This window comes from Wenzhouxiangella sp. XN201 (assembly GCF_011008905.1).
GTDB lineage: Bacteria > Pseudomonadota > Gammaproteobacteria > Xanthomonadales > Wenzhouxiangellaceae > Wenzhouxiangella.
Genome location: NZ_JAAIVI010000017.1, coordinates 1,091,322 through 1,117,994, shown reverse-complemented (window position 1 = coordinate 1,117,994; position 26,673 = coordinate 1,091,322). Strand labels below are relative to the sequence as shown.

General features: G+C 62.1%; 19 protein-coding genes and 1 tRNA gene. 5 read left to right on the top strand and 15 right to left on the bottom strand.

The features are described 5' to 3' along the window. Positions 1-243: 243 nt before the first annotated feature. Entirely contained in the window at positions 244-2,460 is a 2,217-nt protein-coding gene (locus G4Y73_RS05455; protein ID WP_164230238.1) for a S8 family peptidase, read from the top strand. Positions 2,461-2,554: 94 nt separating this feature from the next. On the opposite strand, the gene G4Y73_RS05450 is transcribed toward G4Y73_RS05455, so the two are convergent. Both G4Y73_RS05450 and G4Y73_RS05445 read right to left on the bottom strand, forming a co-directional pair. Beyond that, complete coding sequence (locus G4Y73_RS05450) at positions 2,555-3,070, bottom strand: adenine phosphoribosyltransferase (protein ID WP_164230236.1); 516 nt, start codon at positions 3,068-3,070, stop codon at positions 2,555-2,557. 3 nt (positions 3,071-3,073) lie between these two features. Further along, positions 3,074-4,486, bottom strand: coding sequence for a M20 family metallopeptidase (locus G4Y73_RS05445; RefSeq protein WP_164230234.1), 1,413 nt, complete (start codon positions 4,484-4,486; stop codon positions 3,074-3,076). 132 nt (positions 4,487-4,618) lie between these two features. Between G4Y73_RS05445 and G4Y73_RS05440 the strand changes: the two genes are divergently transcribed. Continuing rightward, a complete protein-coding gene (locus tag G4Y73_RS05440) occupies positions 4,619-5,155 on the top strand; it encodes a histidine phosphatase family protein (protein ID WP_164230232.1) in 537 nt (178 codons plus the stop codon). Between the two features lie 10 nt (positions 5,156-5,165). On the opposite strand, the gene G4Y73_RS05435 is transcribed toward G4Y73_RS05440, so the two are convergent. The 7 genes from G4Y73_RS05435 to G4Y73_RS05405 all read right to left on the bottom strand — a co-directional run bounded on the left by G4Y73_RS05435 (position 5,166) and on the right by G4Y73_RS05405 (position 9,859). After that, the gene (locus G4Y73_RS05435; RefSeq protein WP_164230230.1) at positions 5,166-5,441 is read right to left on the bottom strand and encodes a DUF2845 domain-containing protein; all 276 of its coding nucleotides are present in this window, start codon (positions 5,439-5,441) and stop codon (positions 5,166-5,168) included. Positions 5,442-5,481: 40 nt separating this feature from the next. Next, the gene (locus G4Y73_RS05430; protein ID WP_164230228.1) at positions 5,482-6,258 is read right to left on the bottom strand and encodes a hypothetical protein; all 777 of its coding nucleotides are present in this window, start codon (positions 6,256-6,258) and stop codon (positions 5,482-5,484) included. 21 nt (positions 6,259-6,279) lie between these two features. Then, a complete protein-coding gene (locus tag G4Y73_RS05425) occupies positions 6,280-7,212 on the bottom strand; it encodes a glycosyltransferase family A protein (protein ID WP_205596487.1) in 933 nt (310 codons plus the stop codon). A gap of 186 nt (positions 7,213-7,398) precedes the next feature. Further along, positions 7,399-7,474, bottom strand: a tRNA-Thr gene (locus G4Y73_RS05420). Between the two features lie 49 nt (positions 7,475-7,523). Next, complete coding sequence (locus tag G4Y73_RS05415; RefSeq protein ID WP_164230226.1) at positions 7,524-7,946, bottom strand: TonB-dependent receptor; 423 nt, start codon at positions 7,944-7,946, stop codon at positions 7,524-7,526. 128 nt (positions 7,947-8,074) lie between these two features. Continuing rightward, positions 8,075-9,127, bottom strand: coding sequence for a hypothetical protein (locus tag G4Y73_RS05410; protein ID WP_164230224.1), 1,053 nt, complete (start codon positions 9,125-9,127; stop codon positions 8,075-8,077). A 201-nt stretch (positions 9,128-9,328) separates the two neighbouring features. Further along, positions 9,329-9,859: a hypothetical protein gene (locus G4Y73_RS05405; RefSeq protein ID WP_164230222.1), complete on the bottom strand. Its 531-nt coding sequence runs from the start codon at positions 9,857-9,859 to the stop codon at positions 9,329-9,331. Between the two features lie 659 nt (positions 9,860-10,518). Between G4Y73_RS05405 and G4Y73_RS05400 the strand changes: the two genes are divergently transcribed. Further along, complete coding sequence (locus G4Y73_RS05400; RefSeq protein WP_164230220.1) at positions 10,519-13,629, top strand: DUF11 domain-containing protein; 3,111 nt, start codon at positions 10,519-10,521, stop codon at positions 13,627-13,629. A 126-nt stretch (positions 13,630-13,755) separates the two neighbouring features. Here G4Y73_RS05400 and ppc read toward each other — a convergent pair whose 3' ends face one another. Beyond that, entirely contained in the window at positions 13,756-16,458 is a 2,703-nt protein-coding gene (gene ppc / locus G4Y73_RS05395; RefSeq protein WP_164230218.1) for a phosphoenolpyruvate carboxylase, read from the bottom strand. A gap of 112 nt (positions 16,459-16,570) precedes the next feature. Next, positions 16,571-17,941: a serine hydrolase domain-containing protein gene (locus tag G4Y73_RS05390; RefSeq protein WP_164230217.1), complete on the bottom strand. Its 1,371-nt coding sequence runs from the start codon at positions 17,939-17,941 to the stop codon at positions 16,571-16,573. Positions 17,942-18,330: 389 nt separating this feature from the next. Here G4Y73_RS05390 and G4Y73_RS05385 point away from each other — a divergent pair, with 389 nt between their 5' ends. Beyond that, positions 18,331-19,467: an alanine racemase gene (locus G4Y73_RS05385; RefSeq protein ID WP_205596486.1), complete on the top strand. Its 1,137-nt coding sequence runs from the start codon at positions 18,331-18,333 to the stop codon at positions 19,465-19,467. Between the two features lie 153 nt (positions 19,468-19,620). Here the strand turns inward: G4Y73_RS05385 and G4Y73_RS05380 are convergent, their stop codons facing one another. Then, on the bottom strand, positions 19,621-19,761 hold the full coding sequence (locus tag G4Y73_RS05380) for a hypothetical protein (protein WP_164230213.1): 141 nt from the start codon (positions 19,759-19,761) through the stop codon (positions 19,621-19,623). A gap of 27 nt (positions 19,762-19,788) precedes the next feature. Further along, positions 19,789-20,511 carry a cyclase family protein gene (locus tag G4Y73_RS05375; RefSeq protein ID WP_164230210.1) on the bottom strand — a complete coding sequence of 241 codons (723 nt, stop codon included), beginning with the start codon at positions 20,509-20,511 and terminating at the stop codon, positions 19,789-19,791. A 125-nt stretch (positions 20,512-20,636) separates the two neighbouring features. Here G4Y73_RS05375 and G4Y73_RS05370 point away from each other — a divergent pair, with 125 nt between their 5' ends. Further along, entirely contained in the window at positions 20,637-22,151 is a 1,515-nt protein-coding gene (locus G4Y73_RS05370) for a winged helix-turn-helix domain-containing protein (protein WP_164230208.1), read from the top strand. Positions 22,152-22,355: 204 nt separating this feature from the next. On the opposite strand, the gene G4Y73_RS05365 is transcribed toward G4Y73_RS05370, so the two are convergent. Together G4Y73_RS05365 and G4Y73_RS05360 are read right to left on the bottom strand one after the other, a co-directional pair. Further along, positions 22,356-23,444, bottom strand: a complete 1,089-nt coding sequence (locus tag G4Y73_RS05365) for an efflux RND transporter periplasmic adaptor subunit (RefSeq protein WP_164230206.1) — start codon at positions 23,442-23,444, stop codon at positions 22,356-22,358. A gap of 17 nt (positions 23,445-23,461) precedes the next feature. Then, positions 23,462-26,542 (bottom strand): efflux RND transporter permease subunit, encoded by a 3,081-nt coding sequence (locus G4Y73_RS05360; RefSeq protein ID WP_164230204.1) that lies wholly within the window; start codon positions 26,540-26,542, stop codon positions 23,462-23,464. Positions 26,543-26,673 lie beyond the last annotated feature (131 nt).

Sequence of the window (26,673 nt, the reverse complement as noted above, 5' to 3'; positions counted from 1 at the left end):
TGATAGCCGCTGGCCTCGATCACGTCACCCGCTCAATTGATTCATGCACGCAGAATCTTGCGCAGATTGTGAGCAAATGCAAACTTTCGACGTGATGGGTGTCACAAAATCAGGGATTCATGCCCGGATCGGGTGGCAATTGGTGGAGCCGATCGTGTATACCCCGTGACTGGCTCGGGAGGCGAGGGCTTGAAAAAGGCGATCAAGGGGACTCACCAATTGATCGAACGGGAGAAAAACTGAATGTCTAGATTTAGATCCTTAACCTGGCTGGCCGGCATGTTCATTCTGGCCGCCACCTTCATTTCAACCACCCACGCTGCGGACTTCCGCACCACAAAGAACCCCGTCCCGGGGCAGTACATCGTGGTTCTCGATGACGCCGAACTACCGGGCAATGGCCGCGGCCAGGGTCAGGGCCTGAACGTCGCAGCGACCGCACGCGCCATGGCGCGGGACTACGGCGCCCAGCTCAAAGGCTCGTTCTCGCATGTCCTGCCCGGCTTCGTGATCAAGGCCGACGAGGACGCCCTGCTCGCTTTGCTCGATGATGATCGCATCGCTTACATCGAGGAAGACGGTGTGGTTCAGATCAACGCCACCCAGAACAACGCAACCTGGGGTCTGGACCGGGTCGACCAGCGCGACCTGCCGCTCGACGGCGACTACACCTACAACACTTCGGCCGGCAATGTGCACGCCTACATCATCGACACCGGCGTGCTTTCCTCGCATGACGAGTTCAGTGGTCGCATGGGCAACGGCTATTCCGCCATCAACGACGGCAACGGCAGCGACGACTGCAACGGACACGGCACGCATGTCGCCGGTACCGTGGCCGGCACCACCTACGGGGTGGCCAAGGGCGCGACCGTGCATGGCGTTCGCGTACTCGACTGTAACGGTTCCGGCACCAACTCCGGAGTCATCGCCGGCATGGACTGGGTGGCCGAAAACGCGCAGTTCCCCGCCGTAGCCAACATGAGCCTCGGTGGCGGTGCTTCATCGACCATCGACGATGCCGTGACCAACATGCGCAACGCCGGGGTCACCGTCGTGGTAGCCGCGGGCAATGAAAGCCAGGATGCCTGCAATTCCTCTCCGGCCCGCTCGGCCAGCGCGATTACGGTCGGCTCGACGACCAGCTCCGATGCGCGTTCGAGCTTTTCGAACTACGGCAGCTGCGTCGATATCTTTGCGCCGGGATCGGACATTACCTCGGCCTGGCACACGAGCAACTCCGCCACCAACACCATCAGCGGCACCTCGATGGCCTCGCCGCACGTGGCCGGTGTTGCCGCGCTCTACCTGGCCGACAACCCGGGTGCCTCGCCTTCCCAGGTCGAAAACGCGATTTATGACAGCGCCACCAGCGGTCGACTGAGCAGCATCGGCTCGGGCTCACCCAACCTGCTGACCTACTCCCTGCTCGACGGGGACGGTGGCGACGGCGGTGATGGTGGTGACGGCGGTGGCGGCACCACCGAGCTGACCAATGGTGAGTCCGTCGACAACCTGTCGGGCAGCCAGGGCTCGGAGACCTTCTTCACGATCGACGTGCCGTCCGACGCTACCAGCCTCGATATCGACATGAGCGGCGGCTCGGGAGATGCCGATCTGTACGTGAAGTTCGGATCGGAGCCGACCACCTCGGACTACGATTGCCGCCCGTACCAATCTGGTAACGACGAAAACTGCAGCTTCGACGATCCACAGGCCGGCACCTGGCACATCATGATCCATGGCTACAACAGCTACTCGGGCGTCAGCCTGGTCGGGAGCTTTGAAACTTCCGATGGCGGTGGTGGTGGAGATTCCGAGCTGACCAACGGCGTCCCCGTCGACAACCTGTCGGGAAGCCAGGGCTCGGAAACGTTCTTCACGATCAGCGTCCCGTCCGATGCCATCAGCCTCGATGTCGACATGAGCGGCGGCTCGGGCGATGCCGATCTGTACGTGAAGTTCGGCTCAGAGCCGACGACCTCGGATTACGACTGCCGTCCGTATCGTTCCGGCAACAACGAATCCTGCAGCTTCGACGATCCGCAGGCCGGCACCTGGCACATCATGATCCGCGGCTACGAGAGCTATTCGGGTGTGAGCCTGGTTGCCAGCTTTGAAGAAGGTGGCGACGGAGGTGACGGTGGTGCGCCGTGCTCCAACTGCACCCAGTACACCGGCTCGCTGTCCGGCAGCGGCGACGCCGACGTGCAACCGGACGGTACCTACTACTACGCCGGCTCCGGCACGCACAACGGCTGGCTGGTCGGCCCCACCGATGCCGACTTCGACCTCGAGCTCTACCGCTGGAACGGTTCTAGCTGGAGTCGCGTGGCCAATTCGGCCAGCGCCGACAGCGAGGAACAGATCAGCTACAACGGCTCAGCCGGCTACTACTACTGGCGAGTCCTGTCCTATTCGGGCAGCGGCAGCTACGATCTGTGGCTGGATACGCCGTAAGTTCGAAACTCATTCGAACGAAACGAAAACGCCCCGGACTTTCGGGGCGTTTTCATTGGGGGGAAGACGACATTCCAGCCCAGGCCGGAAGCATTCAGTAAATCACCACCGAGTGCAGCGGTACGTTGACGCGTCCGGCACCATCGAGAAAACCCAGCTCCACCAGCACCGCAGCGCCAGCGACATCGGCACCCGTCTTGGCGAAAAGCTCACAAGTGGCTGCCATCGTGCCGCCGGTCGCCAGCACGTCATCGACCACCAACACTCGCTGCCCCTCGCGCGCGGCATCGGCGTGCATTTCAACCGCGTCGCTGCCGTATTCCAGTTGGTACTCACGCCGCACAGTGGCCCGCGGCAGCTTTCCCGGCTTGCGTACGGGAATGAAGCCGGCGCCTAGAGCGCGAGCCACGCCGACTGCGAAGATGAAGCCCCGCGACTCGATTCCTGCAACCAGGTCGATGCCCTTGCCGACGAAGGGCTCGTAGAGCCGGTCCACCGCCCAGGCCAGGCCCTTCGGGTGGGCCAGCAGCGGCGTGATGTCCTTGAACACGATGCCCGGTTCAGGCCAGTCGGCAACGTCTCGAATCAGATGTCTGAAATCGTGCTCCACGACTCAGCTTTCCCGGCCGGCGTGGTTGGCCAGTACGCTGGCCACGACCGTGGTGAGCTGGCTGGCGTAAGAAAGGTGCAGAAATTCGTTCGGCCCGTGGGCGTTGGATTTCGGTCCCAGCACGCCGGTGATCAGGAACTGGGCCTGCGGGAAGGACTCGCCGAGCATCGCCATGAACGGAATCGTGCCGCCCTCGCCCATATACATTGCCGGCTTGCCAAACACCGCCTGCGAGGCATTCTGGCAGGCCTCGTCCAGCCACGGGGCGACTTCAGGGGCATTCCAGCCGGTGGCCGACTGATCCGACTCGAATCGCACCGTCGCCCCGTAGGGCGGGTCGGCTTCGAGGATCTGCTTGACGCGCCGGCTGGCCTCGTCACCGTCAAGTGTCGGCGGCAGGCGCATCGAAAGCTTCAGCGAGGTTCCCGGTCGCAGCACGTTGCCGGCCGAGCCGATGTCCGGCAGCCTGCCGGCCCCGGTCACCGACAGCGCCGCAGCCCAGTTGCGCGTGAGCAGGCGATCAAGTGCTGTCTCGCCCATCGGCTGTGCCCCATCGACCCAGGGGAAGGCGCTGTGGACGCCCTCGCCCAGTTCCTCGGCCACGGCCGAGAGCTGCTGCTGGCGTTGTTCGGGAATCTCGACCTGCAGTTCCTCGGGCAGGATCCGACCCGTCGCCTCGTCCTCGAGGCGGGAAATCAGCTGTCGGGCGATGCGAAAGCTCGAAGGCACGATGCCCGAGGCCATGCCCGAATGCACGCCTTCGGTGAGAATGTCGACGTGCAGGGTGCCGGCGGCCATGCCCCGGAGCGAAGTCGTGATCCACAATTGCTCGTAGTTACCGGCGCCCGAGTCCAGGCAGACCACCAGCGAGGGTGAACCGATGCGGTCGGAGAGATGGTCGATATAGGCTGGCAGGTCGTAGCTGCCGGACTCCTCGCAGCCCTCGATAACCAGTACAAAGCGCGCATGCGCCGCGCCCTGCTCCTGCAGCGCCCGAATCGCGGCCAGCGAGGCATAGGCGGCATAACCGTCGTCGGCGCCGCCGCGGCCGTAGAGCTTCCCGTCCTCAATGACCGGCTTCCAGGGCCCCAGGCCCTCGGACCAGCCGGTCATTTCCGGCTGCTTGTCGAGATGGCCGTAGAGCAGCACGGTGTCATCGACCGTGCCGGGCACCTCCATGAAGATCAGCGGCGTCCGGCCCTCGAGGCGCACGATTTCAACCTCCAGACCCTCGATCGGCTGTTCGCGGCACCACCGGGCAATATGTTCGACCGCATCGTCGATGTAACCGTTCTTCTCCCAGTCCGAATCGAAATGCGGAGACTTGGCCGGAATGCGGACATACTCGACCAGTTCGTCGGTGATGCTCTCCTGCCAGAGCTTGTCGATGGTGGCGGTGGCCTGATCCAGTTGCATGGCTGATCCGTTGTCGTGTGAGTGCCTCTCTTATTATGGCAGCGTCGGAATGCCGGCGGAACCGGACACTGCCGGACGCAAGCCAGCACCTCGTATACTCTCTGCCTGGATCATCGGGATTGGATTGCCCCCATGCGCATTGTCACGACTTTCGTACTTCTGTTGAGTTTCGGACTCTCACCGGCCGCGTTGGCCGAACCCGGTGGCATCGTCGTGGTCCGCCACGCCGAGAAGGCCGACAACGGCACGCAGGATCCCGACCTGACCGAGGCCGGGCAGGCCCGGGCCGGGGCCCTGGCCGAGGCCCTCGCACGATCCGAGATCGGTGCACTGATCGCCACGCAATACCAGCGGACGCAACAAACCTTGTCGGTGCTGGCCGATCGGCACGATCTGGAAATAGCGGTCGTGCACGCCGAGTCAGGTGAAGTCGAGGCTCACATCGAGGCCATTGCAAGAAAAGCGCGGGAAGCGGATACCGACGGCCTGCTGGTCATCGCCGGACATTCCAATACCGTGGGGCTGATCGTCGAAGCCCTGGCCGGCCATGTGGTATCGCCCATCGACGAATCGGAATACGATCGCCTGTTCCTGCTGCTGCCCGGTGATACGGGCATGGATGTCATCGAGACGCGCTACGGTGCCCGGTCGCCAGCGCAGGCGGATTGAACGGCGGCTTTCAGTCGTTGAAGTGGCAGATGCGCGAGATGCGGCCAGCGCGTACGTAGACCTGGATCGTCTTGCCATGCAGGTAGAAGTCATAGCGAATGCCCGCAGCACCGCCCCGACGATTCTCGAGCTGTACCGTTCGATCAGGATCGTGCCTGAGCACCTTGCGTTCGGCATCGCCGACCTTGAGCACCTGATTACCCAGGCGGGCCGAGGATAGATCGCAGCCGGCCTGGACGGACGCCGTCAGCAATAGCCCCACTGCCAATGACAGAATCACGCGCATTCGTTGTCTCCCGACTGCCCGAATCCAGACTAGCACAAGCTCAGGGCTGCCAGACACGAGCCATGGCCGCGATCTGTTCGAGGTCGCAACGGTACATGTCCCGCAGTTCACTTTTCTGTGCTTCGGTCCAGGGATCAAAACGGGGATACTTCTTGCCCACGGGGAACCGTGCGCGAACCCGTTCCAGCCGCCGTTTGCCGACCCTGGAGCCTGAGCACTGGCCGAGCTCCGCCACCGCCCGGGCCGAAAATCCGGACTTGGGCCGGGCCACCAATCCGGTCGGAAAGCGTTCGATGGCATTATCGGCGTAGTAACGGGCAATGGCCTCGGCGTGCTCGCGGTAATGCTCGTAACGCCAGACGTGTATCGGTACACCAGGCAGGTCCGATCGTAAATCGGCAACCACATCGGTCCATCGGCGCACCGGCAGTTTCGCTTCGAACGGCTGGAATTCGTGGTGCCACAACCGCTCACCCCAGGCCGAGGGCAGAAAACTCTCGTAGCTTCGCACGCACAGGAAAAGACTCAGATCGCAGTCGACAAAGTATTTAAGGGCCGCCGCTGGGTCCGGGTACATGCGCAGGGCGTTGGCCGTGGTGCCCAGGATATTCTCGTCGGAGAATAGCCAGGTTCCTGTATGCCAACGGTGCCAGGGCAAATGCGGCCGGCCCTTGCGAATCGGAGAGATCAGCCAGCGCCGAAGGCGCTTCAAGGGCACGTAACGCGTTCCGGGCGCCAGCCGGCAGCCGGCCAGGGTCAACTGCAGATGCGTGGTGGCGGTCTTGTGCGCACCGATATGAAAACGAATGCGGGTCATGCGGGTCGGACCGACCTTGTCTCAATCATCGTCACCGGAATTCTGGCTGCCCTCACGCATCCGAAGCTGGGCCTGTCGCACGCGCGTGCGCAGGCGGCTGTGCATGCCCCGCTTGCGATACCGTCCCTTGGCCTGATGGCGAATGCGGTAAACGGCCGGCACATCCACGGGCACGCCAACGGTGCCGAGCAACCAACGGAAAGCGCGATCTTCCTGTGCCTTGGCCCAGCGATCGGTCGGTTGCTGATAGACGGCGATCTCGCTGCAGTAGCCACAGGCGCGCGCGACGTCCCCGTGGGTGATCTGCAGAGGACCGGTCGCGCGATCACGTTCCTGGCATACGAACACGCTCGGATCGATCTCCACCAGGTCAGCGTGACGGGCCGCCTCCAGAACCTCATCTCCCGGCTCATAGACTGGTGAGCAGAACTCATGGTCCGGGAAAACCAGGGCATCACGGCGCCCCTGCAGCGATTTCCCGAGCCCATCGAGACAGCCCTGGTGAAACACCACATCGCAGTCCGTGAACCAGACCCAGTCGGCCTGGCTGGCCACTGCCGCCTCGTTGCGACCGATCGAGCGGCGAAACAGTTGTGTCTTGTCGCGCGCCTGCCAGTTCCAGGTGACGCCGGGCACCTCAAAACGACCGAACCGCTTGAGCAACTCGACGGTTTCCGCATCGTCGGGCGAGTGAAACACCGTCATCGTCACGTCCACATCCTGTGGCGGATGATTGACGAGGGAGCTCAACTGGTAGGACAAAAGATGCGCATACCGCCAGCAATGGCTGACGATCTCGATTCGCAGTCGGCCGGTCTGTGCCGACCGCCTTTCAGGCGGCGGCGGCGGCGACTGAAACCAGCGCGCCGGCGCCAACCCGCTGGCCGCGAGCCAGATCAGGCCGAGGCGCAGACGGTAGCCGAGCGAGCCGGCTGCGGCAATTGGTTCAGGCACGCATCACCCCCGCTTGGCCGGGCTCACAGCGGAACTGCATCATTCGATAATGGGCTGCAGGTGGCATCGACAGTCTGTTCTGGCTGGCAGGCACGCCATAGACTACGGGCGCTGCGCCGGAATGGCAAACGAGGAACTGCAAAAACGAAAAAGCCCCGTCGAGTGACGGGGCTCAATCGCTGATTCTGGTGCCGGTGGACGGAGTCGAACCGCCGACCCACGCATTACGAATGCGTTGCTCTACCAACTGAGCTACACCGGCCGGGGCAGGCGGGGAATTATACCGATTCTGCCCGGGCGATGCATCGAAATCAGCCGGCGAATTCCTTCGCCTCCGGCACCGGTGCAGCTTTCCGTCCCACGATCACGACCAGCGCCAGCATCTTCAGCAGGGCCAATAGCACCAGAATGGATGAACCGGCCAGCACCGGCTCGAGCTGGCCATGACTGAAATGACCACCGTAGAGCAGGAACAGTCCCGCGACCATCAGCACGACGCCGACATGGTGGAAGCCGAACTGCAATCGGGCCAGCACGGATCCGGATTCGCGCAGCCAGAGGCGGTGGATGGTGGCGTAGATGACCGAAAGCAGGAACCCGACCAGCAACAGGTGCGCATGAGTCACATGCTGAACATGGTTCTGGCCGGCGGCCATGTAGATGCCTAGCCCCATGCCCAGGGCGGCATAGACCAGACCGGCGATCAGGTGAGCACGATCGAATGACAGCTTCATTTGAGGACTCCCAGGCTTGAACATGCTGAAAGTCTGACCCGGGGCATTGCCCGAGTCATGCAGGAATCCTCAAGAAATTCTGAAATGTCTACAGAGTCTGCGGCTGGAGGGACCGGGAACGGCCGGATTCAGTCCGAACCCGAGAAACCGCTGCCGAAAATACGGTCGTTGTCGTCCTCCGGGGGACTGTCATTGTTGAGCGTATCGTTGAAATGCCAGTTGATGTTCGAGGCGGACGCCATCTTGATCGTGCCTTGGGTCACTTTCATGTGATTGGGCGCAACCTGGGTTCCCGAAGCACTGCACATGGCAAAGCTGGTACCACCCATCTTGACAGTAATGTCGCAGTCGTCCGAAACACCCTCGTAGACCAGTTCCACCTCATAGCTGCTTTCGCTGCCCTGTACCTGGTCGGTGCCGGCCATGGCCAGACGGAGCATCGCAACATCATCGTGACCCAGGCCGACACGCTTTTCACCATAGTAGATACCCTGGTGCATGACCGCTTCGGTCCGTTCGAGGTTTCGGCTACTCGATACCTGCGCTCCGGCCACCGCCGGAAAGTCATGGCCACTCGGCAAATCATTCAGGTCAACACTGTAGGTCGATGCGTCGACGATCTCACCAAGCGCGAACGGATCATTGTCACTCTTTCGAAACCAGTGGAGATTGACGTCAGTACCGCGCTTATCATTGGCAGTGGCAATCACCCCGTCGCTTCCGGCATCCAGGGTGTAGCCGTCGTCCCTGCCGCCGCCCGGGAGCGCCCTGGCGTAGCGTCGCTGCTCACCCTCCAAACCGGATTCCGAGGCCAGGTTCGGGTGAGCCAGGCCGATGCAATGGCCGATTTCGTGCAGCAGAACCGATTCGGCGTCGACGCTATCGGACGGGACACCGGATTGTGGCGACATTTCGCTGTTGCCATGCATCGGTTCGAGCCGATTCCAGTGATCGATGCTGTTCTGGATGGCGATCGCCATCTCGGTCTTGCTCTCGCTGTCGGAAGCAATGCAGACCGACACGGTCGTTTTTCCGCCTTCGCCGTTGTAGCCACTCGAATGGGTGATGGTGGCCGGCTCCTTCAGCAGATCAGCGAAGCTGAACGCCCCTGCAAATACCGGGGTGTAAATCCCCGACATCAGGAGCAGCAAGACAAGCTTGCGGTTGAAGGCAATCACCATTGGAGGCACCAGACATAACTAACTGAAATTACAGGCTTACTATTTTATTGGACGGGCTCTGGGAACAGAAGGAAAACCATGCTCGAAGCGGTCACACAGCAACGGATTTTTGAGCAAATCCGTCACAAATCTGCAAATTCGAGACACCCAGATTGGCAACCGAGGCGCAATTGATGAAAGCGCCGGGAAAGTGAGGGAGGACTACCTTGCGGAGGCGTGAGCCTGAATCCAGTCCATGAGAATGCGGTCGATATCCGCCGCCACGGCCAGAGCCTGATCGCTGGACATGACCTCGGCCCAGTGGTCCGGGGACTCAATCCGAAGATCGACGGGGGACCGGCTATGAGGGTGGGTCTTGATCAACACGATGTCGGCGTCATGAACCTGGTGAATTTCCCCGCTGCGGGACAGGTTGCGGCGAATATCGATGTTCTGCAGTTCCTGCTGGGCGCGCTCAGTCCGGGAAATCACGTTTTCGAGCGTATCGATGTCATATTCCCCGGGTTCCAGGACATGCCGTCCGCCATTACGGGCATACGGCGGAACCTCTACTTCGACTCGCCCATCGGTCAGCCACCGCATGACGTAGCGGCCGTCGTTGCCCGCCACCATTGAGTGGATGCGCACGTACTCGATAAACGCGTCCCCATCCGAGTTCTCCTCGGCTTTTGCAGGCTGGGCGCATGCCAGAAACAACGCGATCGCGACGATTAGGAAACGCAGATTGAACATTTAGTAACCGGTGAGGAGTTGGCCAATAAAACCGGAACCCGAAGCCCTTCGATACATGCCGAATACGGCTTCATAAGTTCTTAAATCTATTGTAGTTATCGGCCGACAACCTCGGAAGCAAAACCTGCGTCTAACGCGTCACATTACCCCCGGGGATTGGGGTACCGAATTCCATTTTTGAAAAGTCGGCGACCGATTTCGAACCGGATGGGTCCGGTCGGTCCCGCCGTTGACCGGAATTCGTGTACCTGCATACGCGGGGCCAGGAAAGCCCCTCGACGGCGCCAATACCCTGCCCAGTAGTCAAAAAAACTCTTGACATGTGATGTGTGTCACAGTATTTTTCTCCACATTGATTCGTGTCACTCTTTTTGAGCTGCGATATGAATTGCAGCACAAATCGTCAGACAGAGGGTTCCGTCGTCAACGCCAAAGCCTGTTACAGGCACTGCGGCCAAGGTTTAAGGATCTGCACTCCGGTCTGGGTCATCACAGAGTCGATACCGGGAACGCCCGCAATCGACTCTCGAAATTTCTGAACGAGGGGTACTATCGTGAACGCAAACTTTCCCGCTTTCGAGTCGGCAGCTAGCATCGCGGCTCGCCCAATTCAATCGGCCAATTCATGTGACCGAGCACGGCGTCGCCTAGCTCCCGACGTGTTGCACTGGCTGCTGGCAGTGACACTGCTCGCAATCTGCGCACCTGCGGTTTCGCAGACGCTGGAGAATGACGCCACCTTCAGTGGCTATTTCACATTCAGTGATTTCGCCGGCACCGTTCATGAGTTGCACTATGCGGACCTGGGTAACCTGGGCGGCAACAACATCAGCGTGCCCGGCTACGACTGGCAGGGTGACGGAAGCAACGAGGGACCCGAATTTCACGTGTCCTGCTCCGCGACCCTGCTCGGCACCAAAGCCAAAGTAAACCGTGGCACCCAGAGCGATACCCCCCCGCTTACCTTTCCGCCGGCCAACTGGAGCGACGGTCAGGAAGTCACCATCATCGACTTCAAGATCGATCGGTCCGGGACCGGCGGCGGTGGAGATTGCGAAGCGGAAGATTATGACTTTCCCGACGTGAGCATCGAAAAGAGCGTCGACAACAGCACCTCAGCCACCGTTACGGCAGGCGGATCGTTCACGTATGAACTGGTGGTCAGTAACACCGGCGACGGTACGCTCGAAGACGTCAACGTAGTCGACGAGCTGGACCTGCTTGGCGGTGCGCTCAGCGTCGATTCCGTTACGCCTGACTCGCCGACCTGCGAGTTGTCCGGCACGACACTCGACTGCGTCTTCGCCCAACTGGCTGAAGGCGCATCCGAAACGATCACCATCACGATGGTATCGGGGGGCACCAGTGAAGGCTTCTGCGGCAGCGTGCAAAATTCTGCCGATGTCTCCAGTTTCGATCCCGTAACGACCATCTATCCAGCAGACCAGTCAAACGTCGTGGACGTGGATATCGTCGACTGCCAGTCCATTGAGCCCGGCCAGATCGAGATCATCAAGAACACGGTCGGTGGCAATGGCAGCTTCGACTTCTCCGGCGATCTCGGCAACTTCACCATTGCAACGTCCGGTGGCAGCGGCAGCGACCTGTCCACCAATCTTTCTCCGGGATCCTACACAGTCACCGAAACCGTGCCCGCGGGCTGGAGCCTGACCTCGATTTCTTGCGTGAGTGATTCGGGCTCGAGCACCAGCGTCAGCGCACCCTCGGCAACCATCGACCTGGGCAGCGGCGGCGACGTGACCTGCACATTCACCAACACCCTGCTCGAACCCGCCATCGAGATCACCAAGACCGACGGCGGCCAGATCGTCAGCCAGCAATCCAGCTTCGCCTACGCCCTGAGCTATACCAATACCGGCGAGCTTAATCTGACCGATGTCGTCATCACCGAAACGGTACCCGACGACACCACCTTCAACGCCGCTGGCTCGACGCCGGGCTGGAGTTGTGCAGACGGTGCCGGCCCCGGCACGACCTGCGAATTCGATGTCGGCAATCTCGCAATCGACGGCAGCGGCTCAGTGGACTTCGGCCTGACCGTCGATCTGCTCTGGAGCCCCGATCCGGAAACCGGACAATGTGACGAGCAGCCGAGCAACCCGCAGGTGGACAATACCGCCAGCATCGTCGGCAACTCCGACAATGGCCAGGCCAGCGACAACGATTCCGACTTCACGCCGATCTCGGTCTCCTGCGAGGACCTGGAAGCCGGCCTGACGATCGAAAAGATCGTCTCTGACGGTGATACCAGCCAGGCATTTGAGTTCACCGGCTCGGTTTCGGACGATGGCTTTGACTCATTCAACCTCTCCCATGGTCAGTCCCAGACATTTGCACTGCCGATCGGCACCTACTCGGTCAGTGAAACCGTGCCGGAAGGCTGGGAACTCGAATCGGCCACCTGCACAGGCGGGAACACCATCGAGAACATCGAACTGGCCGACGGAGAAAGCGTGCTGTGCACGTTCACCAACCGCGAGCTGTCCCCCGGTATCGAGATCACCAAGACCGATGGCGGTCAGATCGTCAGTCAGGAAGCGAGCTTTGCTTATAGCTTGAGCTACTCCAATACCGGTGAACTTGACCTGACTGGTGTGATCATCACCGAGACGGTGCCCGATGACACCACCTTTGATGCCGCCGGCTCGACGTCAGGCTGGAGTTGTGCAGACGGTGCCGGCCCCGGCACGACCTGCGAGTTCAATGTCGGCAATCTGGCGACTGGCGGTAATGGCTCGGTGGACTTCGGCGTGACCGTCGACCTGCTGTGGGAGCCCGATCCGGAAACCGGGCAATGCGACGAGCAGCCGAGCAACCCGCAGGTGGATAACACCGCCAGCATCGTCGGCGACTCCGACAATGGCCAGGCCAGCGACAACGATTCCGACTTCACGCCGATCTCGATCTCCTGCGAACACCTGGAAGGGGTGCTGACCATCGAGAAGCTCGTTTCCGGAGGCGATACGAATGAGAGCTTCCAGTTCTCCGGATCGTCCTCTGACGACGGTTTCAACTCGTTCAGCCTTTCCCACGACGAATCCCGCAGTTTCGGACTGCCGGTTGGCACCTACTCGGTCAGCGAAAACTTACCGGAAGGCTGGGATCTCGAATCGGCTACCTGCACTGGCGGCAACACCATAGAGAACATCGAACTGAGCGATGGCGAAAGCGTGACCTGCACTTTCACCAACCGGGAACTCGATCCGGGCATCTCCATCCAGAAGAACGCAAGCACCAGCAGTGTCGGCCAGGGAAATGACCTGTACTTTATTCTGACCTATTCCAACAATGGTGAAGTCGACCTGACCGATGTCGTCATCTCGGAAACCGTTCCCGAAAACAGCACTTTCAATCATTCAGGTCCAGACGCCAACTCCTGGAGTTGCGAGAACCGTATCTGCACTTATGAAATCGGCAACCTGCCGTCAGGCGGCTCCGGCGAAATCAGATTCCCGCTGACCGCCGACATGGTTTGGGAGCCCGATCCGGAAACCGAAGAGTGCCCGCCGCAGCCGGAAAACCCGCGCGTGAACAATACCGCGGAGATTACCGGCACATCTCCGGAAGGTGAATTGTCCGACAGCGACTCCGCCAGCTCGGCCATTATCGCCATCTGTCAGGATTCCGGCGGTGAGCCACAGAATCCGTCCATACCGATACCGGTCAATCATCCCCTGGGTATGGCACTGCTGATCATGCTGATGGCCCTTCTGGCCGGGGTGAACTTGCAGCGTCGCAACACGCTGTGATCTGATCCCCTGATACGCAAGCGCCCCTGAAAAGGCGGGACTTCGGTCCCGCCTTTTTTATTCCCCGAGCTTGAAAAGCTTGTGCCCGGCAATGACTTCCCCGGGCGCACAGCACACTGATTCCTCTTACCCGGTATTCTGAAGCCCCTGGGCGATGCCGTGGACGCTGTCGATCAGGGCCAGTTCCAGTGCTGCGTCCTGGCAGCCCCCAGCGCGCCAGCGCTCGAGCAGTTCCACCTGGGTAAAACTCATCGGGTCGACATAGGGATTGCGCAGCAGGATCGAGCGCTTGAGCGTGAGGTCCTGGTCGAGCAGCCCGTCCTGACCCTTGATACGGCAGATCATCTGCCGGGTTCGGTCAAACTCGGCCTCGATGGTCGGAAAGTAGCGCTCGCCCAGCTCGCCGGCCAAACCGGCGTAGTGGCGGCCGATGCCGATATCTGCCTTGGCCATTGCCATTTCGGCATCGGAGAGCAGGTTGGAAAAGAACAGCCACTCGCGCGCCATTTCCTCGACCTGCTCGAAACCGCATTCCTCGACCAGAGCTTCAAGCCCAGTTCCCAGACCGTACCAACCCGGCAGGCCCTGTCGCGATTGACCCCAGGCAAACACCCAGGGAATCGCACGCAGGCCGGAAATGCCGGTCTTCCTGGCGCGCGATGCCGGGCGCGAACCGATCCGCATGCGTTCGATCACGTCTATGGGCGTGGCCAGGCGGAAGTAGTCGCTGAATGTCTCGTCGCCGTAGACCAGGTCGCGGTAAGCGCCGCGGGAAAATTCTGCCAGGCGGGCCATTGCACGCCGCCAGGGGCCTTCCTCCGTATCCGGATCGCGATCCAGAAAACCGGACATGATCACCGCCCCCGTGGCCTGCTCGAGGTTACGCACCGCGATCGTACGCAGTCCGTACTTGCGGTGGATCACTTCACCCTGTTCGGTCATGCGAAGGCGCCCGCCTACCGAACCGACCGGGGCTGCCAGCACGGCTCGCGGGGTCTTGCCACCGCCCCGGCCTACCGTGCCGCCACGGCCGTGGAAGAAAGTGATCTTTACGTCCTGCTCGGCGAACAACGCCAACAGCTTGCGCTGCGCATCCTGCAGCGACCAGCGTGAGGCGGCCATGCCGCCGTCCTTGTTGGAATCCGAGTAACCGATCATTACCGTCTGGCGATTGCCGCGCTCGGCCAGCAGTTCACGCCACACATCCAGTCCGAGCAACTCCTTCATGACCCCTTCGGCCGCGATCAGGTCGTCGACCGTCTCGAACAGCGGCACGATGTCGAGCCGGTGGCGCTCGACGCCGGCGGCTCGTGCCATGAACCAGGCGGCCAAAATGTCATCGGCGTTACGGCTCATGGAGATGATGAGAGTGGTGATGGCGCGGGCGCCAAATTTTTCGTGGGCGCGGGCGGCGGCGGTGAGGAGTTTGTAGACCGCATGGGTCGCGCCGGCATTTCGTCCGTTTGGGATGTTCCCGCCACCTACGGCGTCCGTGAGATAGCGAGTTCGTGCTTCCGGGTCGCGCTCGGGCCAGTCAGGATCATCGATCAATTGGGCGACAGCCTCATGCAAGTCGCCCGAGTCAATCCGCAAGTCCAGTGCAGCCAGATGAAACCCGAAGATATCGACCCGGCGCAGCAAGCGCTCTACCGGGAACAGACCGGCGCGGCGGCCGCGATTGGCCTTGAGGCTGTCGGCAATTCGCTTCAGGTCATCGGCGAATTCGTCGACATGTCCGTAGCCACCCTCGCCGTCAGACAACGTGGCTTTCAGGCGCGCTTCCACCAGGTACAGCAGCCCGCGATACGGCATGTCGGCGTGCCGAGTCGGAATGGCTTCGGCCTCTTGTGGCAACAGCTTTCGGTAGTCGGCGATACGCTCTCGGACTGCCCCGCTGATGGAAGCGCGCCCATCGGTCTGGCTCAGCAATCGATTGAGCCTACGGATTTCCTTGAGATAGTTGCCGATCACCTGCCGGCGTTGCTCATTGAGCGTTTCCATCACCGTCTCGCCGGTCACATTCGGGTTGCCGTCCATGTCACCGCCCACCCAGGAGCCAAATTGCAGCACCGACGGCAGGTCCCCCGGCCACACGTTCTCGCCCCAGGCTCGTGTGGCCGCCTCAGCCAGGTTCTCATGCAATACGGGGGCGACGCTGTAGAGCACGTTGGCCAGGTAATAGTGTGCGTGCTCGGCCTCGTCGGCAACACTCGGGCGCGAGCGCGACTGTTCGGCCGTCTGCCAGGCAATCGTCTGTTCCATACGCACGCGATCGACCAGCCGGTTGGCGGCATTCTCCGACAGACCCGGATCCAATCGCTCGACCAGGTAGCGCGCCATGCGCTGTTCCTTCTCCAGGATCGAGCGGCGCGTCGCCTCCGTCGGATGCGCGGTAAATACCGGTTCGACCAGCAAGCCGGCCAGCATGGTACGAACCGTCTCCCAGTCCTGCCCGTCCGTGGCCAGCTTTTCAAACACATCGGCCAGGGACTCGGGTTGCACACCCTCTCCGGCGGCCATGTATTCTCGCCGGCGCCGGATGCGGTGCACCTGCTCAGCCAGGTTGACCATTCGGAACCAGGCCGCGAAGGCGCGCACGAACGCGCTGGCCTCACCGGAGTCGTCAATCCGGCACTGCGCCAGGAGTTCCGAACCGTCGTCTTCACCCACCCGGCGCGCAATGGCCGCCGCCCTTGCCGTCTCGACGCGCTCGAACAGCGCGTCACCGCACTGCTCGCGTAACAATTCGCCGATCATCGCGCCCAGCAGACTGACATCGTCGCGCAGGGGCTGGTGTTCGGAGGGGAAATCGATGTCCTGACGTTTCATGCGGCGGGAGCTCGGAGGGAGAGAACCCAATGGTAAACAATGTCTGTTGCAAACGACCGACGATTCAGCAAATCACCGAACATTCCGTTGCAAGAGCGGCGAGCAGCACCCCTCAAAGTTCAGGCCGATGTCCCGACATCCCCCACAGTTGCATCGACATCGAGCCGTCAGGCGCCTGCACCAGGGTCATCCTCGAACCGTTCTCGAGGGCAACGAACCGCGTCTCTGACTCCGGGTAGAACGTGTAGCGCGAACCTCGCGGTGTATCCAGAACCAGGTGGTCCCGCTCCCTTCGGAGAGCAACGGAGAATCCCGCTCCGCTGAATTCGTAGCTACCCGAAAAGCGATCAAGTCGGTCGGCGGCCAGGCGGGCGATGGAAACCTCTTCCATTCTGAAATCGGGCCAGTCATAGACGGCGGCAACACTACGGAGGATCTCCCGGATCAATTCATGGCCGCCATCCGAGTTGGTCATGACCACCACACCGTCACGGGAATGCGGATAGGCCACCAGATAGGTCCGGAACCCCTGGGACCAGCCGGCGTGATCGAAATGCAGGCCATCTCCCTCCCCGTGGACTCCCGCGCCAAGCCCCATGTTGCCGACTTGGCGGGTGAGCATCGCGCGGGCCATGGACCGATCGATCAAGCGTTCCGATTCACCGTGAAAGGCAGCGATCAACTCGACGACAAACCGCGCAAGGTCAGTTGGCGTGCTCCAGAGACCGGCCGCGGCCTGCTCGGGATAGACGTACCATCCCCCCGCAACCTGTGAGCCGTCAAATCGATGGCCCCGGGCAGCGCTATCCGCCTTCTCAGCGGGCAATGGCTGGACAAACGTACTGTGCAGCATACCGAGCGGTGCCAAAACGGTTTCATCCAGAACCTGCTCGAAAGGACGTTGCGTCACATCCTCGACAAGCAGTTCGGCAATCTCATAGCCTCCGCCCGAATAACGGTAGCCGGCGCCGGGTACCTGGTCGACCGTGACCACGGGCGAATTCGCCGGCTCCGTACCAGTCAGCAGTTGCACCAGGCTCGGCAGCGCTTCTGTATGGGCGTATCCCGGGAAACCGTGAACGGTCACACCGGCGGAATGTGACAGCAATCTTCGGAGCGTAACCGGCGAACCACTCGTGAACTCGTTATTCGGCACCTTCCAGGAGGAGAGCCGGGCATTCACATCGCCATCGAGCTCCAGTACGCCCTTCTTGACCAGGCTAAGCATACCGGCGGCAGCAACCATCTTGCTGATCGACGCTGCCTGGAAAATCGTCGAGGCCGTAACAGGTTCCGGGGAAACCACTCCATGCGTGCCGTAGCCGGCTACCCAGTCAATCCTGCCGTCACGAACCACCGCCATACCGATACCGGGCACCTTGTATCGCGTCATGCGCCTTGCAAGGCTCCAGCCCTGCTTGTCCCGGTCAGGAAAATCGACAGCCGGCAGCAGCTCTTTCTCGACTGCGCGCTGCCGCTCCATTGCAGCGCCCGCGGAAGCAGTCGACGAATCGGATTGAGCGCCAGCCTGGAGCGCCAGCAGTCCAACAAACAGGCCCACAAAAAGGGCATTACCCTTCATTCGAAGTTCTCCACGACCACTTTCTCCATCTGCTCTGCAGCAAACAGCAATTTCACGTCATCACGAACCCGGACAAGATTCACGAGCCGGTGACCCGATCGAGTCCCCTGGACCGATTGGCGTCCAGACGCCCCGGTGAGCCGGTGCCCACCGGTCCGGCCGGCGTGATAATGCCCTGCGGCCATGGCGCATTCAAGGACTCCGATTGCTCATCGCGGCAGTATTCGGTCGCGCTGGGCGCCTGGATTGGGGACAATGGAGTATCGGGCAGAATGAATCGGGAGAGTGCCTTGCCGGACCTAAATGAACTGACGACTCCAGCCCTGTTGATCGACAACGCACGCTTCGAGCACAACGTGGCGCGGATGGATCGGCAACTGGAGCACCTCGGCGTTCCCCTGCGTCCGCACCTCAAGACCGTCAAGAACATCGAGCTGGCCCGGCGCATGCTGGCGGGGCATCCCGGCGGCGCAGCGGTTTCCACCCTGGCGGAGGCGGACTATTTCTTCGCTGCCGGCATCCATGACCTGCTCTACGCGGTCGGCATCGCGCCGGGCAAGCTCGCAGAAGCCGCCCGCCGGATCGCCGGCGGCATGCGGCTGACCCTGATCCTGGATCATCCCGACGCGGCGCAAGCCCTGGCCGAGGCGGCCACCGCGCGCGACACCGCATTTCGTGTGCTGCTGGAAGTCGATGCAGACGGGCACCGGGCGGGCTTCCATCCCGATGACCCGGCGCTTGTCGAGGCCGCCGGCACCCTCACCCGCGGCGGCGCGACACCGGTGGGTGTGATGGTGCACGCCGGCGGCTCCTACGCCTGCCGCGATCGCGACTGTCTGGTGCGAATGGCCCGACAGGAACGCGATGCCGCGGTCGCTGCAGCACGGAAGCTGCGCGAAGCCGGCTTTGATGCGCCGGTGGTCAGCGTAGGTTCCACGCCGACGGCGATGTTTGCCGAAGATCTCACTGGCGTCACCGAAGTACGCGCCGGCGTGTTTGCCTTCATGGACCTGGTCATGGCGGGGTTGGGCGTGTGCCAGATCGACGATGTCGCCATATCAGTGCTGACCGAGGTGATCGGCCACCGCAGCGAGCACGGGCAGGTGATCGTCGATGCTGGCTGGATGTCGCTCTCGCGCGACCGCGGCACCGCCGACCAGGCCATCGACCAGGGCTACGGTTTGGTCTGCGACGAGGCCGGCAGTGTCCTGTCACCCGAAGTCATCGTCCGGGCCACGAACCAGGAACACGGCATCCTCGCCCGGCGCGACGGGGAAGCGCTGGATGCCAGAGCCTTCCCCATCGGGAGTCGACTCCGTATTCTGCCCAACCACGCCTGCGCAACCGCGGGGCAATTCGAGGCGATGTGGTTGATCGATTCGGATGACGAAACGACGGAACCACTGGAACGATGTCGGGGCTGGTGATCAGCGCACCAGGCAGTGGTGCTCCCGCCATGCCGGCCGGGTTTTCGTCGGGATAATCGTCGAAAGGGTGCTCGTTCCCACCCTCCGGCAGTTCAACCCAGTTGGCCTTGCTGCGCTCGACTTCGACCCGGCAGATCTTGATGTGATTCCGCCTCAGGGTTCGCCGTACTTTTCGAAGACCTCAGCGGCCGTCATATTGTTCGTTTCGTTGGCAAACTCGTACCAAGACGGCTTTTCGTCAATGAATATCTGCTCGCTGAACGTCCAGGGCACATCACCTTCGATCAGGCCCACCGGGAAGGCGTAGTGGGCCAGCTCGAATCAGTCATGCTCGATTACTGCATAGGCGCGCACCGGAAACGTACCCATGCCACGAACCTTTACCGGCGCGGCGTGAAAGACGAATCCGCTTTCGGGTAATTGCTCCAGTCCGCGCAAGTGCTCGGCGATGGGGATATCGGCGCCGAGCAGCGTAGTGTGGACAGGCCGCTCGCCGTCTTCGATATCGTCGATATTGAGTGAGTCGATGCCGACCAGAGCCGCGCCGCCGTCACGCAGCCATTGGGCCGCCTCACGAGTCAGGAATGGATGGCCTTCGAAGTAGGCATCGGTGTTCCAGTGACGGGCCCAGCCGGTGTGGACAAGTACGGCCTTGCCGGTGACGTCCAGGCCCTTGAAGGCTTCGGGGCCGATGGCGCGAGAACTCCGATTGGTGTCCTTGAGCAATTCGGGCAGCTCCCGGTTCGGGGTCCGGGACGACGGGACTGCTTCAAGATGAATGCAGAGCCCGGGCAGTTCGGCCAGACTCTCGAGTTCCAGTTCCGACAGGTCCTTGCCGTCGGCAAAGCGATGGAACGGCGAATCGACGTAAGTGCCGGTGTTCGCCACCATATCGATACGACCGATATGGAAGCTCGTGTCCGTGTCGTAGTGTTCCTTCGAATCCTCACGCGACAGGAAATCGCACACGATCGGTGCCGGCAAGCCACGGTAGGTGATCAGGCCGTCTTCGACGGTATGGCTTAGATCAATCAATCTGCGCATTCTGCATTGCCCGTCGGTTGAATCCTGAATTTGCCAGCTGCGGCCGGCAAAGGTGGTAATGCTACTCCGGTCGCCGGCGACGCGTGAAGTGATTCGGCGCCATCCGGGGACCGGGTGGACTATCATTGCGCCCTCTGCTGCCGATTGACCGGATCGAGCGCCACGCGGCGCATCACCCCATGGATCATTCCGTTCACTTTAACTTCAACTCCGCCTCATTCGCACCGCGCGAGGGCCGCCTGCACCTGGGTGACGATGACGTAATCCTGGAGCAAAAGGTCGCCAATCTGCTCCATGCCTTCTGCCGCAGACCAGGCCAGGTGTTGACCAAGACCTGGCTAATGGAAGAAATCTGGCCGGGGCGCGTGGTCAACGAAGACAGTCTTTCGGTGGCCGTCAGCAAGCTGCGCCGCGTGCTCGGCGATCGCGCCGCCGCGCCGAAGTACATTCGTACCGTGACCGGCACGGGTTACATCTGGTTACCCGAAACCCGGCGTGTTGTTGTCACACCGGAGCATCTCAGCTCAACGGCTGGTTCGGGAACGAAGAGGTGGTTGTCTTCCGGTCTGGTCGGCGTCGGCCTCCTGGTGGCCGGCGTGGGCGGCTGGTGGATCAGCCGTGATCGGGCGCCCGCTCCCGAAACACCACCCATCGAAGCGCCAGACGCCGAAGTGGGCAGGTTGCTCGAAGAAGCCGGCGAGCGGCTCGACAGCGAGCAGCCAGAAATACTGCGGCAAGCCATTGCCGAGTTCCGGGAAGCGCTGGAACAAGATCCGGACTCTGCCAAGGCCTATCTGGGTATCGCCGAAGCCAAGCTCGAATTGAGTGCGCGCAATGGCCATCTCGATATCGAGCTCTACGCGGACGAAACCCACGCCCTGCTCGACCGCGTGATCGAACTTGATCCCGACAATGCCCGCGCCTGGCTGCGCAAGGCGGAACTACACTGGCTGGCTGACTGGGACTTCCAGGCCGCCGAGCATGCCTATCTGCGTGCGATCGAACTCGACCCGAACGACCCGACGAATTACCTGCCCTACAGCGAATTCCTGCTGACGCTGGGCGAGTTCGAACGGTCCGAAGAAATGCTGCAGCAATTGCGCGAGGCCGATCCCGCCGCCTATCGCTATCTCAATATGTCTTTCGTCTACACAATGCGAGGCGAACTCGAACGGGCGCTGGCCGAAACGCGTCGGCTGATGAACAGCGAATCGGAATCCGACTCTTACAGAAAGATGCTGCATCGTCTCGCCCTGCTCCTGGGCGACGAGGAACTCGCTTTCGAACAATTCATTGCGCTCATGCGCGAGAAGGACATCGCCGAGAAACAGATTGCCGAATACACCGAGCTTTATCGGCAGAGCGGCCTGCGCGCGCTCTTCAGTCGCCTGCTCGAAGACCGAGTCGAATCCAACATAGGCCACTACCAGCCACCGATGGCATGGGCCCGTTATGCCGTCGTTGCCGAACGCCACGACGAAGCCTTCCGATGGCTGAATCAGGCGGTCGATGAACGCCAACCGCAGGTATTGCTGGTCAACGTCGATCCCCACTACCTGCCCCTGCGCAACGATCCGCGCTTCGCCGAATTGCTTGATCGCCTGCCGCAGCGGGCAGGCGACTCGAAGTCTTCCGACTGAGTTACGAGATCCCGGATAGCCGCTCACGCGGTTTCCGGGACCACGGTTGATTAAGCCCCCCCAACCCTTGTCGTCCCGGCCGGAGCGATGCGAAGAGCCGGGATCTCACACGCCAGCGCCCTGCACTGCCTGGCTGAGTGCCCGCCGTTAAGTGCGAGGCCCCAGACAATAGCTGCGCGGCTTCCGGAACGACAGGCAGCCTGCCTAGCTGTTCAGAGTCGTTACCGGAAACTCCTCCGGCGACAAGACGGTTACGAGATCACCGCTGCGAATCGACTCCGCGCCGCGCACGATCACCTGCTGGCCGGCGGCGAGAGAACCTGCCACGCCGACGTAGTCGCCGTGATCGGCGCCGACCTCGACCGGAATGGCCCGCGCCCGGCCCTCATCGTCGAGCACGAACACCCGGATCTGCTTTTCCCCCAGCACCAGCGCATCGCGCGGCACGATGTACTGCTGCGACGGCAGCGCCGTGGGCACGGCCACGCTGATCAACTGGCCGATGCGGAACTGCGAGGCCATTGACTCGGGCACGCTGAGGTAGCCCAGGAAGCTCTGCGACTGCTCATCGCTGACCGGCACCGTGGCCCGCACGGTCATCTCGGCGCTGCCCGAGCCCCAGTGCACGCGCAGCGTGCCCAATGCCGCCGGCAGCGCGCTGTGGGCCAGCGGCCCGTGGAAGTGGATGTCGAGCGCTTCGGTGCTGACCACTTTCGCCACCGGCTGCGTGGCCGACACGCTCTCGCCCTGTTGCTGAAAACGCTTGGTGACCATGCCATCGAAGGGCGCGACGATACGGGTCCTGGCCAGATCCTGGCGGACCCGATCAATCTCCACCTCGAGCAGTTCGGCATCCGAACGCGCCATGCCCAGGTCGGCCTCGAGCGAATCGACTTCGCGCGCGGAGATCGACTGCTGTTCCTGCAGCCGGCGATAGCGGTCGAGATCCTGGTCCAGGCGGCGAATCTCGATGTGCTTTTTGTTCAGCCGTGCTTCCAGCTCTCGCACGGCCAGTTCGAAGGGCCGATCGTCGAGGCGCGCGACCGCTTCGCCTTTCGCGACCCGCGTGCCGGGCTCGGCCACCCAGGTCAGCGCACCGGCGATACCGGCCGAGACCGCCGAGTCGTGGCGACTCTGCACGGTGCCCGTGACCATCAGGGTGGGACTGACTTCGTCGGACTCGACTGACACGACCGAAACCACGGGCCGTTCGGCGGCCAGAGCAGCCCCGGCCAGGGCCAGGACGGCCGGCACGAAGAAAATGACATGGATAAAGCGTTGTGTGATATTCATTTCATAAACTCCTGTTTTTATGACGCTTGGATCGCTGAATCAATGGCCGCTTCGGCCCGGCGGGCGCGAAGCCGCGCCAGCAAGCGCAGGGCGGATGCCATGAACACGACGGTGAACAAGGTGCTGGTGAGCATGCCGCCGACAATGACCACGGCCAGGCCGCGGTAGATTTCACTGCCGACGCCGGGCACGAGCACCAGCGGCAGCATGCCGACCACCGAAGTGAGCGTGCTCATCCAGATCGGGCGCACGCGGGTCTCGACGGCCATGCGGATGGATTCTTCGTCGGAAAGCCCTTCAGCTCGCCCGCGCCGGGCACGGTCGATCAGCAGGATGGCGTTGTTGACCACCAGGCCCATGAGAATCACGAACCCGATCATCGTCAGCAGGTCCAGCGACTGAAAGGCGAACAGGTTGAGCGCGCACAGTCCCAGCACGCCGCCGGCCAGCGCCATCGGCATGGAGGCGAGCACCACCAGGCTGTCCAGGGTGGAACGGAACAGCGCGGTCATCAGCAGGAACAGCACCAGGACGGCAAAGGCGAAGTTCCAGGTCATGGTGGCAATCGTGTCGGCCAGGTCGTCGGAACCGCCCGAGAGCATCAGGTGAATGCCGGGGCTGACCTGCGCCTGTGCATCGGCCATGATCGGCGCCAGTTTCTCCAAAGTGGCTTCCAGCGACATATCGGCCGGCGGCGTGATGGCCAGGGTGAAGGTGCGCTCGCCGTTGTAGCGGCGAAGCTGGGTGGGGCCAGCACGGCGTTCGGCCCGTGTAAGCTGCCCGAGCGTCTGTACGCCGCTCAGGGGCGTGGCCATGGGCACCGCCTGCAGTTGCTCGGGGTTCGCCCAGGGCGGCGCCTTGAGGATGATGTTCTGTCGCCGGCTGCCGTCGAACTGCTCACCGACGTAGAGACCGCTGGTCGTCGCACGCACCATGTCGGCCACCTGGTTGCGGTTCAGGCCAGCCCGGGCGACGGCATGGTCGTCGGGTGCGAGCACCAGTTGCGGCTGCGCGTCGTTCAGGCCGGGCAGTGGGCGGAGACCGGCGCCGGGAATCTCGGCCTGGATACGCTGCATGGTCTGCGCCGCCACTTGGCGCGAGGCATCGTCGAGTTCGCCGGCGAAATTCATATAGACCGAGCGGCTGCCGCCCACGTTGATGCTCAGCAACGACGACTGGAAGGAAAACGCGCGTGTATCGGGCAGGTCCGCGAGAATCTCGGTGCGCAGGAGATCAAGCACGTCATGCACTTCGCGTGGATTCTCCGGGTAGACGAACAGCACCTTGCCGCCTTCGCTCATGGCCAGGTTGTAGGCGCGAATGCCCGGCGACTTCTCGCCGGTGCGGTGGGGTTCGAGCCGGCGAATGAGTGTGCGGCCGATCTCGTCCTCCAGTGTTTCGTAGCTGGCGCCCGGTGGCACGGTAAACACCGTCATGATCCCCTCCCACTTGGCCTCGGGCAGGAAGTCCGTTTCGGGGGTGAGTGCCCAGATCACGGCCGCTGCTCCGGGGCCGAGCAGCAACAGCCAGAGCAACGCGCGCGAGTCGGTGTTAGCCAAGCACAGGTAGTGCTTGGCCAGGCGATGCCAGAAGCGCGGCGGCTGGCCGGCGTCGGCTCCACCCCGCAGGAAAATTCCGGCGACAACCGGCACCAGGAAGAAGGCTCCCAGCATGGAAGCGCACACGGCCACGGCCATGCTCACAGCCAGGTCGAAGAACAGCTGCCCTTCCACGCCCTGCATGAACACGATGGGCGTGAAGATCGCTACCGTGGTTAGCGTGGAGGCGAACAAGGCCGGCGCCACTTCGACAGTGCCCTGCACCACCGCCTTCTTCAGCGGCTTGCCGTGTTGCAGCAGGCGCACAATGTTCTCCTGCACCACGATGGCCGCATCGAGCACCAGTCCCACGGCGAAGGCCAACCCGGCCAGCGAGATGATGTTGAGGCTGCGTCCGAGCAGATCGAGCACCAGCAACGCGGCCAGCAGTGAAAACGGGATGGTGATGGCGATCAGCGCGGTCGCGCGCCAGCCGCGCAGCATCAGGTAGAGCAGCCCCATCGCCAGCGCGATGCCCAGGCCGAGATTGCCCTGCACCAGGGCGATGGCGCGCTTGATGTGCTCGGAGGCATCGAAACTGAGAATCAGCTCGAGGTCTGCATCCGACAGATGCTCGGCGTTGACCGTGGCCACGCGCTCTTTCAGCGCGGTCATGATCTCCACCGTATTGGCATTGCTGGCCGCGAACAACTGAATGTAGAAGGCAGGGTCGCCGTCGCGGTAGGCAAAGCCGCGCAGCGGCTCGTGACCCGGCCGCACCTCTGCAATCTCGCCCAGTCGCACCGGTCGGCCGTCGTTGTAGGCAACGATCATCTGCGCCCATTCATCGGCCACGTACTGTCCGGCAAAACGCACCGTGTACTCGCGCCGTCCGACAGAGGCGAAACCACCCGAGACGTTGCCGGCGCTTCGAATGCGCTGCAGCAATGTGTCGAGCTGCAGGTCCAGCGCGGCCATGCGGTAGGGGTCGAAAACGATCTCGAGCTGCGGGTCGCGAAAGCTGTTGAGCCTGACCTTGGTGACGCCCTCGATGGTGCGAAGCGCCGGCGCCACGGTCTGTCGAATCAACTCCTGGTCGTCGGTGAAATCACCGTCGGCCCCTTCGACGGTCTTGCGGATCAGCAAGGTCGAGAGTGGCTGCTCGAGACCACCCAGGCTGATCCTCGGCTCCTCGGCGTCACGCGGCCGGGGCGGCGCCTGATTCATGGCGTTGATCACGTCCATGAGCTTGGCCTGCATGTCAGTGCCCACCTGGAAGTTCAGCGTGGTAATGCTCATTCCGGCGCGTACCGAGGAGCTGATGCTCTCCACGCCCACGATCGTTTCGAGCACCTCTTCCTGCGGCTCCACCAGCTCGGCTTCCATTTCGGCCGGCGCCGCCGCGCGCCAGAAATTGAGGATGGTGATCTTGGGCTGCTCAAGGTTGGGCGTGAGTTGCACCGGCAGACTGATCAGTGCGGCAAGGCCCATGATGGCGACGATCAGAAAGATGACGACCGTGGCGACCGGGTTGGCATGAGAGAGCTTGAAAAGGTTCATGGCGCGATTCCGTGATGGGCGTGATGAATGTGGGTTCCATCCTGCGCATCGCGGCCCATCAAGTCCTGAAACCATCCCGAAGCATTCGGAATGATTCCAAAAAGGCGCTTAAGAATTGCTTCAAGCCCTTG

What these genes read in the sequence shown, in the direction of transcription:
- G4Y73_RS05415 (WP_164230226.1), bottom strand. Translation starts at nt 7,946, where the DNA reads ATGAAGCTGTCATTCGATCGTGCTCACCTGATCGCCGGTCTGGTCTAT.
- G4Y73_RS05365 (WP_164230206.1), bottom strand. Translation starts at nt 23,444, where the DNA reads ATGAATATCACACAACGCTTTATCCATGTCATTTTCTTCGTGCCGGCC.
- G4Y73_RS05430 (WP_164230228.1), bottom strand. Translation starts at nt 6,258, where the DNA reads ATGACCCGCATTCGTTTTCATATCGGTGCGCACAAGACCGCCACCACG.
- ppc (WP_164230218.1), bottom strand. Translation starts at nt 16,458, where the DNA reads ATGAAACGTCAGGACATCGATTTCCCCTCCGAACACCAGCCCCTGCGC.
- G4Y73_RS05405 (WP_164230222.1), bottom strand. Translation starts at nt 9,859, where the DNA reads ATGTTCAATCTGCGTTTCCTAATCGTCGCGATCGCGTTGTTTCTGGCA.
- G4Y73_RS05390 (WP_164230217.1), bottom strand. Translation starts at nt 17,941, where the DNA reads ATGGAGCGGCAGCGCGCAGTCGAGAAAGAGCTGCTGCCGGCTGTCGAT.
- G4Y73_RS05375 (WP_164230210.1), bottom strand. Translation starts at nt 20,511, where the DNA reads ATGCGCAGATTGATTGATCTAAGCCATACCGTCGAAGACGGCCTGATC.
- G4Y73_RS05445 (WP_164230234.1), bottom strand. Translation starts at nt 4,486, where the DNA reads ATGCAACTGGATCAGGCCACCGCCACCATCGACAAGCTCTGGCAGGAG.
- G4Y73_RS05440 (WP_164230232.1), top strand. Translation starts at nt 4,619, where the DNA reads ATGCGCATTGTCACGACTTTCGTACTTCTGTTGAGTTTCGGACTCTCA.
- G4Y73_RS05360 (WP_164230204.1), bottom strand. Translation starts at nt 26,542, where the DNA reads ATGAACCTTTTCAAGCTCTCTCATGCCAACCCGGTCGCCACGGTCGTC.
- G4Y73_RS05435 (WP_164230230.1), bottom strand. Translation starts at nt 5,441, where the DNA reads ATGCGCGTGATTCTGTCATTGGCAGTGGGGCTATTGCTGACGGCGTCC.
- G4Y73_RS05410 (WP_164230224.1), bottom strand. Translation starts at nt 9,127, where the DNA reads ATGGTGATTGCCTTCAACCGCAAGCTTGTCTTGCTGCTCCTGATGTCG.
- G4Y73_RS05455 (WP_164230238.1), top strand. Translation starts at nt 244, where the DNA reads ATGTCTAGATTTAGATCCTTAACCTGGCTGGCCGGCATGTTCATTCTG.